This window comes from Methanofastidiosum sp., assembly GCA_020854815.1.
In the GTDB taxonomy this organism is placed as follows: Archaea; Methanobacteriota_B; Thermococci; order Methanofastidiosales; family Methanofastidiosaceae; genus Methanofastidiosum.
Genome location: JAHKLW010000051.1, coordinates 1 through 12,442, shown reverse-complemented (window position 1 = coordinate 12,442; position 12,442 = coordinate 1). Strand labels below are relative to the sequence as shown.

At 31.0% G+C, this 12,442-nt stretch carries 13 protein-coding genes; 8 read left to right on the top strand and 5 right to left on the bottom strand.

Annotation, left to right across the window (positions count from 1 at the left end):
* Positions 1-26: 26 nt before the first annotated feature.
* Positions 27-650 carry a GyrI-like domain-containing protein gene (locus tag KO464_06820; GenBank protein MCC7573085.1) on the top strand — a complete coding sequence of 208 codons (624 nt, stop codon included), beginning with the start codon at positions 27-29 and terminating at the stop codon, positions 648-650.
* Here the strand turns inward: KO464_06820 and KO464_06815 are convergent, their stop codons facing one another.
* Positions 651-1,310: a tetratricopeptide repeat protein gene (locus KO464_06815; GenBank protein MCC7573084.1), complete on the bottom strand. Its 660-nt coding sequence runs from the start codon at positions 1,308-1,310 to the stop codon at positions 651-653.
* A gap of 95 nt (positions 1,311-1,405) precedes the next feature.
* Here KO464_06815 and KO464_06810 point away from each other — a divergent pair, with 95 nt between their 5' ends.
* Positions 1,406-3,874, top strand: coding sequence for a hypothetical protein (locus KO464_06810; GenBank protein ID MCC7573083.1), 2,469 nt, complete (start codon positions 1,406-1,408; stop codon positions 3,872-3,874).
* Between the two features lie 56 nt (positions 3,875-3,930).
* Positions 3,931-4,113 carry a YegP family protein gene (locus KO464_06805; protein MCC7573082.1) on the top strand — a complete coding sequence of 61 codons (183 nt, stop codon included), beginning with the start codon at positions 3,931-3,933 and terminating at the stop codon, positions 4,111-4,113.
* Positions 4,114-4,129: 16 nt separating this feature from the next.
* On the opposite strand, the gene KO464_06800 is transcribed toward KO464_06805, so the two are convergent.
* Positions 4,130-5,536, bottom strand: coding sequence for a response regulator (locus tag KO464_06800; GenBank protein MCC7573081.1), 1,407 nt, complete (start codon positions 5,534-5,536; stop codon positions 4,130-4,132).
* A gap of 254 nt (positions 5,537-5,790) precedes the next feature.
* Between KO464_06800 and KO464_06795 the strand changes: the two genes are divergently transcribed.
* The 4 genes from KO464_06795 (at position 5,791) to KO464_06780 (ending at position 8,836) form a co-directional block, all read left to right on the top strand.
* Entirely contained in the window at positions 5,791-6,099 is a 309-nt protein-coding gene (locus KO464_06795) for a hypothetical protein (protein MCC7573080.1), read from the top strand.
* A 43-nt stretch (positions 6,100-6,142) separates the two neighbouring features.
* On the top strand, positions 6,143-6,925 hold the full coding sequence (locus KO464_06790) for an isopentenyl phosphate kinase family protein (GenBank protein MCC7573079.1): 783 nt from the start codon (positions 6,143-6,145) through the stop codon (positions 6,923-6,925).
* Between the two features lie 91 nt (positions 6,926-7,016).
* Entirely contained in the window at positions 7,017-8,255 is a 1,239-nt protein-coding gene (locus KO464_06785; protein MCC7573078.1) for a putative DNA modification/repair radical SAM protein, read from the top strand.
* The gene (locus KO464_06780; protein MCC7573077.1) at positions 8,240-8,836 is read left to right on the top strand and encodes a DUF4130 domain-containing protein; all 597 of its coding nucleotides are present in this window, start codon (positions 8,240-8,242) and stop codon (positions 8,834-8,836) included. The genes KO464_06785 and KO464_06780 overlap by 16 nt, the downstream gene beginning before the upstream one ends.
* Positions 8,837-8,851: 15 nt before the next feature.
* Here KO464_06780 and KO464_06775 read toward each other — a convergent pair whose 3' ends face one another.
* Together KO464_06775 and KO464_06770 are read right to left on the bottom strand one after the other, a co-directional pair.
* A complete protein-coding gene (locus KO464_06775) occupies positions 8,852-9,490 on the bottom strand; it encodes an adenylate kinase (protein ID MCC7573076.1) in 639 nt (212 codons plus the stop codon).
* A 39-nt stretch (positions 9,491-9,529) separates the two neighbouring features.
* Positions 9,530-10,348 (bottom strand): tyrosine-type recombinase/integrase, encoded by an 819-nt coding sequence (locus tag KO464_06770; protein MCC7573075.1) that lies wholly within the window; start codon positions 10,346-10,348, stop codon positions 9,530-9,532.
* Between the two features lie 81 nt (positions 10,349-10,429).
* Here KO464_06770 and KO464_06765 point away from each other — a divergent pair, with 81 nt between their 5' ends.
* A complete protein-coding gene (locus tag KO464_06765; protein MCC7573074.1) occupies positions 10,430-11,284 on the top strand; it encodes a DMT family transporter in 855 nt (284 codons plus the stop codon).
* Positions 11,285-11,286: 2 nt separating this feature from the next.
* On the opposite strand, the gene KO464_06760 is transcribed toward KO464_06765, so the two are convergent.
* Positions 11,287-11,913, bottom strand: a complete 627-nt coding sequence (locus KO464_06760; GenBank protein MCC7573073.1) for a HAMP domain-containing histidine kinase — start codon at positions 11,911-11,913, stop codon at positions 11,287-11,289.
* Positions 11,914-12,442 lie beyond the last annotated feature (529 nt).

The following is a 12,442-nucleotide window of genomic DNA, read 5'->3' as shown; positions in this document are numbered from 1 at the left end:
TTAATTATTACAAATTTATAAGCACTATGGAAAAAATCGATTTTAAAAAAACTTTGAAAAATCTTTATTTACCAAATCAAAAAAACTTTTCGATTGTTAATATACCAAAAATGAATTTTTTGGCAGTTGCTGGAAAAGGGAATCCAAATACTTCAAATGATTTCCAAGAAGCCGTGGAGGCACTTTATACTGTTTCTTATTCTATAAAAATGGGCCTGAAAAAAGGAAACATCCCAAAAGGCTATTTTGAATATGTTGTTCCTCCTTTAGAGGGGCTTTGGTGGATAAGTGGCGAGGAATTCAAACTTGATAATAAGGACAGATTTGAATGGAAATTGATGATAATGCAGCCAGAATTTGTCAATGAAGAACTAGTTAAATCAGCTATCGAATTATCAAAGAAAAATAAAGGTATTTCTTCTATTGATAAACTAAAATTTGAATCTTATGAAGAAGGTCTTTCTGTTCAAATACTACATGTCGGCACCTATGATTCTGAGAAAAAAACAATTGAGAAAATCAAAGAATTTATTAAGAATAATTCTCTTATTGAAAATGGTCTTCATCACGAAATATACCTCTCAGATCCTAGAAAAACTTCTCCAGAGAAAAATAAGACAGTTTTAAGGCAACCTGTGAAGAAAGAATAATCAAGCTTGGAATCCAGAGATTTTTGAGAATGCTAAAGCAACAATCTGCTCATTTCCGGCTTTTGCTCCATGATCTATTGCCAAACTAAAAGATTCGATTGCTTCTTTTCTACGATTCATATTATCTAATGAAATCCCCCTTAGATAATATGTTTCTGATATATAATAAGAATTACCCGAATCAAATAAATCTAATCCTTTGTTAAGGTATTCCAATGATTTAGAATAATCTTTAAGCTCATTTAAAGCGTGGCCAATTCCATTATAGGACTTTAAGACAATCTCCTTATCTTGTGATTTTGCCCCATAATCTATTGCTTTTTTGTTGTATTCAACCATCTCCTTAAAGTTTTTTAATTCTCCAAAAATCAATCCAATACTATAATATGCCCAAGTTATACCACGATAATTATCAATTTTTTTGTGGCATTCAAGTGCTTTTTGAAAACAATCAAGGGCCTTATCATAATTTTTTTGATTGTCATATGCAATTCCCATATTGTGATATGCCATTCCAGCTTCTTTAATTTTCTCATTTTTAAGCGCATTTTCTATGTAATTCTCATATAATTTTATTGCTCTTTCATATTCGCCTTCGGCCAAGTATTTGTTAGCTTCATTCAATTCTATATCCTCTTTTTCAATTTTATTTCCACCCATATTTATCCTATTAGTTGAAGAAATAAAACTTTTTGGTATAAGTTTATTAAGTATAAAATTAATATATTAACTATACTAATAAAGGGTGAACTATAATGGAATTTGAAAAATTGGGTTCATTTTATCTAGGTAAAGAATATGACATGAAAACTAACTCGCTAAAGGACAGTTTAGTGATGTATGATTCAAGAGATCTTACCACTCATGCAGTATGTATTGGTATGACTGGAAGTGGAAAAACTGGCCTTTGTATTGATTTATTGGAAGAAGCAGCAATTGATAATATCCCTGCAATAATAATTGACCCAAAAGGAGATATAACAAATTTATTATTGACTTTTCCAGAATTAACAAAAGAAAATTTTTCCCCGTGGGTAGACCCTGATGAAGCAAATAGGAAAGGAATGAGTACTGAAGAATATGCTGCTCAACAAGCAGAGATGTGGAAAAAGGGATTGGCAGATTGGGGGCAAGATGAAAATAGGATTAAAATGTTGCGTGATAATGTTGATTTCGTAATATACACACCAGGAAGCGAAGCTGGTGCCCCCGTTTCAATCTTGCATTCATTTGATGCACCTTCAATTAGTTGGGAGGATGATTCAGAACTCATTAGAGAGCAGATACAAGGGATTGTCAGTGGAATACTAGGTTTAATTGGAGTTGAAGCCGATCCCATTAACTCTCGTGAACATATTCTGTTATCAAATATATTTGAACATTTCTGGAGCAAAAATCAGAACTTAGACATAGCAAAGCTCATCCTTTCAATTCAAGATCCACCTTTCAGGACATTAGGAGTCTTTGAAATTGATACTTTTTTCGCAAAAAAAGATAGGATGTCTTTATCAATGCGACTCAATAGCCTTATTGCATCTCCAAGTTTTAAAAATTGGCTTGAAGGGAATCCACTTGATATTTCAGGATTTATAACAAATAAAGATGGCAAGACAAGACACTCAATTTTTTATATTGCACACCTAAGTGATTCGGAAAGAATGTTCTTTGTTACTCTTTTATTTAATCAAATTATATCGTGGATGAGAAAACAAAGCGGAACAAATAGTCTTAGAACTTTGGTATACATGGATGAAATATTCGGCTATTTCCCCCCGGTTTCTAATCCTCCGAGTAAAAAACCACTTCTTACTTTATTAAAACAGGCTAGAGCATTTGGAGTTGGAATCATGTTGGCCACCCAAAATCCTGCGGATTTAGATTACAAAGGATTGAGTAATGCAGGCACATGGTTTATAGGTAGACTACAGACAGAAAGAGATAAATTAAGATTGCTTGAAGGTTTAGATAATATTAGTTCTAGTTCTAACGAATCACTAAATAGAGAACAGATGGATAAGTTAATTTCAAATCTCGGAAAAAGAGTATTTATTTTCCATAGTGTTCACACAAAAAATCCAGTTATTTTCCAGACAAGATGGGCGATGAGTTACTTGAGAGGTCCAATGACTAAGAGTGAGGTAAAATCAATAATGAATGACAAAATTCAAGGAATTAAAGTTTCTTCAACTTTTAAAACATCTTCTTCTGAAATCTCCTCAAACAAAGGTACTAGTGCGCCCCCCACTATTTCAAGTGAAATTCAACAAATATTTGTTCCTTTAATCAAAAGCTCAGCTCTTGCCATTCAAGAAATAAAGAACAGGAATCAGAAAAAGCTATCTTTTAAAGAACCGTCTCTTATCTATAATCCAGGAGTAATTGGAAAAGCAGTAATTCATTTCCAAGATAAAAATATTGAATTAAAAGAAGATCAAGAAAGAAACTTGATTCTGTACTCCTATGAATTTATGAACTGGGAAAAATCTGAAGAAATAAAAATATCGAATTTTTTAAGTAATCCGGAAGGAAAAGCAAAATTTTCAGAGATCCCAAGCAATTTAAATGATCCCAAAGACTTTAATGAGCTAAAGAAAAGTTTTACAGATTTTTTATTTTACAACAGTAATTTCAAACTGTATTATAGTCCCCTATTGAAATTGTATTCAAAACCTAATGAATCCAAAGCAGATTTTGTTCTAAAAATAAATCAGATCTCAAGAGAAACAAGAGATGATGAAGTTGATAAAATTGAACAAAAATATGCCAAGGAGTTAAAAAAACTCAAAGTAAAACAGAGCAAGGCTCAAGAAACTCTTATGAAAAAACAAGCTTCTGCTAGCTCATTGAAACAAGAGGCGTTATTGTCTGCGGGAGAATCTGTTGTTGGTATGTTCCTTGGAAGGCGATCTACTCGTTCTGCTTCCAAAGCAATGACCAAATACCAAAAGAGCAAAACAGTTTCTGCTGATATAGATAAAGCTCAGAAGGATATAGTATCTCTTGGTAAAGAAATGGAATCGTTGGAAAATGAACTAAAAGCCCAAATAGAAATCATAAAACAAAGAAGAGAAAAAGAAATAAGTGAAGTCAAAGAAGTCATAATTCAGCCTAAAAAATCGGACATAGAAATCAAAATGATTTCATTGGCCTGGATCCCAAAATGGGAAATATCGTATAATGAAAATGGAAACAAACAAACGGAAATGATACCGGCATACTTTTGAATTTAATTTTTATTAGTTAACTTTTTAAATATGAAAAAGAAAACAGGAATGGTGTAATTATGACAAAATTTGAAGTGTATAAAGATAAAGCAGGAGAGTATAGATTTAGATTAAAAGCTGGGAACGGGCAAGTTATAGCTGTTAGCGAAGGGTATAAATCAAAAACATCTTGTATGAACGGAATTGAAAGTGTAAAGAAGAATGCACCTACTGCAGCGATTGTAGAAATAGAAAAATAATATTTTTCTATCTATTTTATTTATATTGTGTCAGTGCATCCTGAACTATGTTTAATAAATCTGGAGTTGTCCAAGGTTTTTCAATAATATGCTTTATTGATGCTTTGTTTGTTGCATCTTCTTTTATGGTACTATTTAGGAATCCAGTGATAAGAACTCTTTGAGTGTTTGGATATTTTTCCTTTATATGGTTAAGAAAACTGATTCCATCCATTCCTGGCAACTTATAATCGGATATAACTAAGCAGAAATCTTTTTCTTTGAACTGTTCTATTCCTGCTTCGGCAGTTTTAGCAATAATAATTCTATTAGCTAGTTCCTGATTCTTAAGTGATAGAAACAAGCTGACTAAGGTTTGAGGATCATCGTCTACAACTAAAATATTTCTTGAATTAACATTTTCATTATTTAGAAAATTATTTACACCTGGATTAGAATCATCACTGCCAATATTATTTAAAGAAATATCTTCAAGGTCTAAGTTATTTTGACTTGTGCTATCTAGATTAAAATAATTTAGGTCATTCTTTTTAATTTTTATATTAAATGCTATCTCGCCACTTAATCCATTTATAGATTCATTTTCTATTATATCTAGACTTCTTGTTATATCAAAAATACCATCTGTATGCTGAAGTAATTTTTTAATTGAACATAAGTCAATCTTTGATTCTGTAGTGGTATTATTGGCCATAACGTCAAGACTCTCTTTAGAAATCTGTCCACTCATTAATTTTATGTTAACATGGATATTGTTATCTGTTTCAAATGTCTTAATGTTGAGTTCACCTGAATCCATAAGCTCAATTATCTTTAATAGAATGCAGATAATAGTATAGTTTAATTGATAGAAATTAAAATTGACTAACGACAATTCGGAGTAATCCTCGCGGATAGTGAATTTATTTTTTAAATGATTTTGCAAAATAATTAAACTGGTGCTAACAACTTCGTTCACATCGATTAAAGTTACATCTTTCTCAAAGGAAACTAACCTTCTGAATGCTTTTGCTATTGAATCTATTCTTTTAGCACTTTTCATGTTTAAGCTAATCAAGTTATCAAGATAGTCAAATTTTGTATTGTCAATATTCTTTTTTTCGCACTGATCTTTTAATTTTAAAATTTCTTCTTTGATTAATGCCATTAGAATATTTTTATTTTTTGGATTATCGTCCTTATTTAAGAGTGCAAGTTTTTCTAAGTGGTCAAGAAGAAGAATATTTATACTTTCTTCTTTTGATTGTTTTCTTAGATTAATCATTTCTTTTTGCAACAGTTCTATGCTCACCATAACTGAAGCTAAAGAATTATTAATTTGATGAATTATTCCAGGAATTAAATCTAAGATAAGGGATTCTCGTGAAACATTCTCTTCCGATATGGCCATATTTTCAAAGTTATTTTTTATTAGTGGCATCATGATTTTCCATCATACTTCCTATACGGAGTACTACCATCTTTTTTTATCTTATGAATATTAGTTTTCATATATATAAAGCTTTTGGATTATTATTGATTATCAAGAATTAATATAAATTTTATATTATTGAAATATAGATTGATAAATTTTAGGTTATTCGGAGAAATTATATATTATTTATATTTATTAATTTATGAATACAAAATAGTTATTAAACCACAAAATTTATAAATAACTATAAAATTATATGTCATATGGCTTCGAAGCAATCGAACGACTTAGAGTTAATAAATGAAGTCAAGACACTTATCGATGAAGTTATAGACAATGTGCCACAAAAAAGAGATATGAAAATGGATAACTTGAGCTCACTAATTGTTTTTAGTTTGGGATGCATTATTGGTTTTGAGATGTTTGTCTTCAATCTTTTCTTGACATCAACTGTAATGCTTAGTGTGATACTCCTTGGATTTTTCTTTATCGTAGGATTTCTAATGGGGCTTTATATTGAAAAAGCTGACTCATTAAACAAAACTTCTAATCCTGAATACTCTAGCTATTAGTCCAACAGGAAACTTTTTATTAACATATTTAATATTATTTTTTATGATAATAATTAAAGCAGGCGGCTCAGCAATTACTAAAAAAAGTGAAGACTTTACTCCAAATATGGAAGTAATTTCTAGTCTAGCTCAAGAAATAAAAGATGCAGGAAGAGTATCAATATTGATTCATGGAGCTGGTTCTTACGGCCATCCTATTGCAAAGAAATACTCATTGGGCAAAGGGTACTTTGATGAATATCAACTTAAAGGTTTCTCTGAAACTAGGGCCAGCGTTAGTGAACTTGATAGTATAATTCTAAAAGCCCTTATGCAAAATGGGCTAACGCCTGTAAAAATAGGTACTTTTTCTAACTTTATTACGTCAAATGGGAGAGTTGTTGAATTCCACAAAGAACCTTTGCTTAGAGCAATTGAACTTGGGTTATTACCAGTATTTACAGGAGACCTTGTTTTTGATAGGAGTAGGGTATTTTCGATCTTATCAGGAGATCAAATAGTATCGTATTTATCCAAGCTACTCAAGCCTTCTAGGGTTATATTTGGAACAGATGTCGACGGAATATTTACAGGAGACCCCAAGAAAGAAAATGTGAAACTGATTAAAACAATCGATGAAGACAATATAAGAGAAGTTTTTAATTTTGCCAAAGATACTGGAGATGCCTCTGGCGGGATGGAAGGTAAATTTTCTGAAATACTTCCAATATTTGATATGGGTATAGAGATAGATGTTATTAATTTAACAAAAAAAGGTAATTTAGCGGAAACTCTTAGAGGGAATGTTAAAGGAACAGTAATCAAGAAAAAAAATATTACAAAATAAGATTATAATTTTAAATAATATCTATTTCATTATTCAGAAAATTAAAGTATACGCTCTAAAGCTATTTATAAAAAAATAATAGCAATATTTTATGACGTCCCTTGAAAAAATAGTCCATCTTGCAACTCAAAGTGAATATGACTGCATCGGAGATGAGGGAAAAGTCTTTGAAAATATTGATTTATCTAAAATAGCTGCTTTAGGTCAAGGGACTAAGCACGACATATGTACTTCTTCTTCGACTGCAAGAATTGCTGACCAAAATCAAGTATTAGGTGATGTGACTAATTCGGGGATTTGTCATTCGTTTACAGCGAATGGTCGCTGTGTGTCCATGTTTAAAACTCTATTCACAAATTACTGTACGCATGATTGCAAATATTGCCAGAACTCTACAGAATATAAAGGCCATAAAAGTGTTTATTCTTACACTCCTGAAGAATTGGCAAGGATAACTATATCGCTTTACAAGGGAAATTATATAGAAGGGCTTTTCCTAAGTTCAGGAGTTAGCTCAGATGAAGACCGAATAACGGAAAAAATGATAGATACTTTAAAAATCTTAAAAAATAAATATAATTTTGCTGGTTACATACATTTTAAGATTTTACCCGGAGTATCATACGAATATATCACGCAAGCTTCTGAAATGGCAGATAGATTAAGTGTGAATATCGAAACCCCTTCCAACAATTATCTATCTGAATTAAGCAGCACCAAGAATTATGTAAATGACATACTAAGAAGACAGAACTACATCCAAAAATTAGAATTAAAAAAAGAACTTCCAGCTGGCCAAACAACTCAACTTGTTGTAGGCGCCTGTGGGGAAAGTGACTTTGATATATTCAGAAGAGTCCTTAAAGAATACAAAGAAATGATGTTAAAAAGAGTATATTATTCAGTCTTTACTCCCGTAATTGGAACCTCTTTAGAGGAAATATCTGCACAGCCAACATGGAGAGAACATAGATTATACCAAATGGATTGGTTGTATAGAGTATACAAATTTTCTGAAAAAGAAATTAAAGTGGCATTTGATGAAGAAGGATTTCTTAATAATAAAGATCCCAAACTCTTTATTGCCTTAAACACTCTTGATTCTGCAATTGATCCAAATGAAGCATCATATGATGAACTCTTACGGGTTCCAGGTATAGGGCCAAAGAGCGCCTACAGAATTGTAAACTACAGGAAAAAAAATAGAATTTTCAAAAGAAAACAACTTCTTAACTTGGGAGTAAGAGTAAAAAATGCTACACCTTTCTTGAAAATGGATGGTGGGCAATGCTCTAGGATTGACAGGTGGGTTGAATGCAAGACTCAATGAGTGTTTTAGATTATCTTTTACTTAGTAAGGATGCTCCTCAAACACTTATAGAAAAATCAAAAAAACTATCTTGGCACGAACTTAATATTTCTGCAGACTCGGGTATAGTAAAGATAAGACGAAAGATAGGAGAAGTAAGATCTGAAATACACAGAGCGCGAGGATTTGTAAGATTCAATTCAATAAATGATAAGGTACTTTTTGGTTACATAAAGCCTGAACACAATATAGGTAGATTAGTTGCAGACATTTTTGCCAGAAGATTTCAAAAGAATATTATCATACTTGGTAATGAGCATAAGGTGTGGGTATCTTATTACAGCAATATGTCTTATTTAAGATATGAAACATCAAAAAGTCTTAATGAGATAATAGAAGAAGTTAAATTCTTAGTAAATTCAGATGCAGAAATGAATATAGAAAAAATATGGGAAGTATACTACAAATCTCAATTTGTTAAAGAGAGAGAAAATCATAAACTATTCTATAAAAATATGCCGAAAAAACATCTTAAATCGGCAGGGAACAACATAGAGTTAAGATTAAACACTAAAACTTTGGATGAATATATATCTGATTAAGAAAATTAAATAAAATTAAGATTTTAATATCTTAAGAATATCTTCTGTAACTTCACTTATATTTTTCCTGCCATCAACATTTTTTATTTTCTGTTTGTAGTATTCTATGAGTGGTGCAGTTTGTTTTCTATATACTTCAAGTCTATTCCTTACTACTTCTTCTTTATCATCATCTCGTTGATGGAGTTTAAACTCACAAGAGTCGCATGTCATTTCTTTCTTAGGTTTTTTGAACATTATATTGTAGACTTCTCCACAATTTGAACATGACAATCTTTTGGATATCCTATCAATAATGTCCTGATCGGGTACATCGATGTTTATAATATGATCTAAGAATATATCCATTTGATCCAACAAATCATCTAGGGCTTCTGCCTGGGCAATTGTTCTAGGAAAGCCATCAAGTAAAAATCCTTTTCTGCAGTCATCTTCTAAAAATCTGCCTTTCATCATGCCAATAATAATCGTGTCTGGAACAAGACGGCCAGAATCCATGTATTCTTTTGCGGCCAATCCTATCTCCGTTCCTCTTTTAACGTTATTTCTAAGTATGTTTCCTGTAGATATATGAGGAATATTAAAATTCTTACAGATGACTTCAGCCTGAGTTCCTTTACCGCAACCTGGCGGACCTAAAAGAATTATTCTCATTAAAACACCAATTAGAAACTTTTATAATTGCTTTTAAAGTTATTCTTTCGATAAGGGATGTGCCTTATCATAAACTTTCCTTCTTCTTTCATCTGTGATATGGGTATATATCTGGGTAGTTGATAGATTAGAATGGCCAAGTAATTCTTTTATAACTACTATATCGGCATCTCCTTCAAGCATATGTGTTGCAAAAGAATGTCTCAATACATGAGGGGTTACTTTTTTTTCAATTCCTGCATCTTCAGAGTACTTCTTTATCAGCCACTGAATTGTTCTTGCAGAAATTCTATCTCCGTGAGCACTTAAGAATAGAGCTTCATTTGAATCGTTTCTTTCTGAAATATATTGTTCCAACATTTCTCTAGTCTTGGAATCAACAAACACTATTCTATCTTTAGATCCTTTACCGGAAACAACATGAATTGACTCAGTCTTAATGTCATTTTTATTAAGTTTAACTAGCTCTGAAACTCTTAAACCAGTAGAATACAGTAATCGGATAAGACATTTATCACGTAATTTATCAGGTTTTTCAAGTAGAAGTCTTATCTCTCCTTTAGTTAAAAACTTTGGGAGTGGCTTAGACAATTTTGGAAGCATTACTTTATCTGCGATGTCAATATTTTGATATCTAAAAAAAGAACGTAGAGCATTGAGGTGTCTATGTATAGTCCTATTAGTGGCATTTTTATCATTCTTGAGGTATATCATGTATCTTTTGATATCTTGTTCTGTTATGTCTTTAGAATTCTTGTTAGTATAATCAAAAAAATTAGACAGTGTGTAACCGTAATTTCTAATGGTATTCTTAGATTGACCTCGAAGCTCTAATTCCATCAAGTATTCTTCAAGCATGATTATAATAATGATAATATCTATATAAATTTTGCGCATAATTAATTAAAGGCTTATATATCTAATGTCATACCACGTCTTATGTTAGTCCCTTATCTTGCCCTATTGGGTAGAATTTTTCTATTAGGGTCAGAAAGAATTTTAGTAAAAAAACTTGGGCAAAAATCAGATAGTATTAGTGGAACTTTTTTATTTTTTGGAATAGGAACAATATTTTTAATTCCCACGCTTTTTTTTGTGGATATTGTAATTAATATTTCAATCCTATTTTTTGTTACTTTGAGTAGTTTTGTCTATTCCATTGCATTTATGTTATATGTAAAATCATTATCTGATGGAGAAGCATCTTTAGTGAGCCCTTTGTATAATTTCAATGTATTTTTTTTGTTAATATTGGCAGTAACTTTTTTAGGAGAAAAATTAACTCTGTTCAAGATGGCTGGATTAATCTTTTTATTTTATGGAGTTTCATTTCTTAACAGGAAAAGCAATATCCTAGAATCATTCGAAGCAATTTTCTTAGATAAGTCTTGTCAATATATGATGGCAGCTTCTCTATTAATAGCAATTGGAAGAACTATTGATGGTAACGCAATTAGATTTACAAGTCCACTGCTTTATGCTTTTTATCTAAATGTTGGCATATCTCTCTTCTTATTGTTATATATCCTGGCTAAGAGCGATATATCAACTACGATTAAATTATTTAGAGAAAAAACAAAAATTGCAACTTTGAGTGGAGGATTAAATGCTTACTCTTATCTTTTTTTATTAATTGCGTTCACAGGGATTGAAGTTAGTATTGCTGAACCTGCTTCGATGAGTGCCATGATAATCACAGTTATCTTAGCAGGAAAAGTCCTAAAGGAGAGTATAAAAGAAAGATTGCTAGGTGTCGCAATAATGCTTATTGGACTTTGGCTGTTATTTGTCTAGCCCTAATCAAAGGCTCTTTTTAAGATGATAATAAAAGTTGTTCCTTGCGGAATAGTATCCTGCACTTTAATTTCGCCCTCATATCTTTCTATAAATTTTTTAATAACAAATAATCCTAGTCCTGCCCCCCTATCTACCCCTTGACCAAATCCTGCTTCGAATATTCTATCTTTTATTTCTAAAGGTATCCCAATCCCATTGTCTGAAATAATAATTTCGCAAGTTTTTTCTTTAGTTATTAGCCTAAAATCTATTCTATCTGCTTTTCCGTGTTTAATTGCATTATCAACTATGATTCCAATCACCGAACTAATTCCTTGGTCAGTTAGTACTTGACAATTACCATCTATTGAATAATCTATTTGATATGTAGAAATAACGGAATCAATTTTTTCTCTAATGTTAATAGAACTAATCTCATGCCCAGTTTCAACAAAGAATTCAAGTTCTTTCATTTGTTTAATTAAATCAATACTTCGATGTACGGCTTTAAATGCAGTTTTTAGATATTTTTCATCTTTCTTGTTTTCATAAAGTTCTAAAGCCATGCTTGCAGTGGCCAAATGATTAAGAATATCATGACGTAATATTTTATTAATTATTTTTAAGATTTCATTAAATTCATTCATTTTCTTTTTTGACTCTAAATTATTTTGTTTTTCTTTTTGTAACTCTAACGATAGGCGAATAATTTTTTCATTTAGATCCTTCTTAGAAATATCATCTATTATAATAATCCCTCCTATCGAGAATTATATAGAATTAATTAAAATTATTTATAAATATTTGTTCTATAATATGAGGGGACTTAGACGAAAAAGAATCAGAAGCTATTCTTTTAAGGATCTTCATTGGATAACTTAGAGGTATGGGGGTTGCAGATCTCCAGAAAAGAATTGAAAAAATCTATGCTAGGTACTATTACCAATCTGATGTTGATTACACAATAAAGAAAAATAATTATATGTGAAGCTACATCAAAATATATACGGTAATATTTCAAAAGATTTAAAACCTAAATTATTAATCTTCTTAATATTGACATATAAAACCATTATTATGACTTTGGAGGCTAAGGAGTGGTAAGGAAAAAAAAGGTTCCTGTATCCTTCTGGGAAGAACAACCAATAAAAGAAAAACAGGACAATAAAGACCCCG

Excerpts from the sequence above, each read along its gene's own strand:
- KO464_06790 (MCC7573079.1), top strand. The coding sequence starts at position 6,143 with ATGATAATAATTAAAGCAGGCGGCTCAGCAATTACTAAAAAAAGTGAA.
- KO464_06780 (MCC7573077.1), top strand. The coding sequence starts at position 8,240 with ATGCAAGACTCAATGAGTGTTTTAGATTATCTTTTACTTAGTAAGGAT.
- KO464_06815 (MCC7573084.1), bottom strand. The coding sequence starts at position 1,310 with ATGGGTGGAAATAAAATTGAAAAAGAGGATATAGAATTGAATGAAGCT.
- KO464_06785 (MCC7573078.1), top strand. The coding sequence starts at position 7,017 with ATGACGTCCCTTGAAAAAATAGTCCATCTTGCAACTCAAAGTGAATAT.
- KO464_06775 (MCC7573076.1), bottom strand. The coding sequence starts at position 9,490 with ATGAGAATAATTCTTTTAGGTCCGCCAGGTTGCGGTAAAGGAACTCAG.
- KO464_06810 (MCC7573083.1), top strand. The coding sequence starts at position 1,406 with ATGGAATTTGAAAAATTGGGTTCATTTTATCTAGGTAAAGAATATGAC.
- KO464_06770 (MCC7573075.1), bottom strand. The coding sequence starts at position 10,348 with ATGCTTGAAGAATACTTGATGGAATTAGAGCTTCGAGGTCAATCTAAG.
- KO464_06765 (MCC7573074.1), top strand. The coding sequence starts at position 10,430 with ATGTTAGTCCCTTATCTTGCCCTATTGGGTAGAATTTTTCTATTAGGG.
- KO464_06760 (MCC7573073.1), bottom strand. The coding sequence starts at position 11,913 with ATGAATGAATTTAATGAAATCTTAAAAATAATTAATAAAATATTACGT.
- KO464_06800 (MCC7573081.1), bottom strand. The coding sequence starts at position 5,536 with ATGATGCCACTAATAAAAAATAACTTTGAAAATATGGCCATATCGGAA.
- KO464_06795 (MCC7573080.1), top strand. The coding sequence starts at position 5,791 with ATGGCTTCGAAGCAATCGAACGACTTAGAGTTAATAAATGAAGTCAAG.
- KO464_06820 (MCC7573085.1), top strand. The coding sequence starts at position 27 with ATGGAAAAAATCGATTTTAAAAAAACTTTGAAAAATCTTTATTTACCA.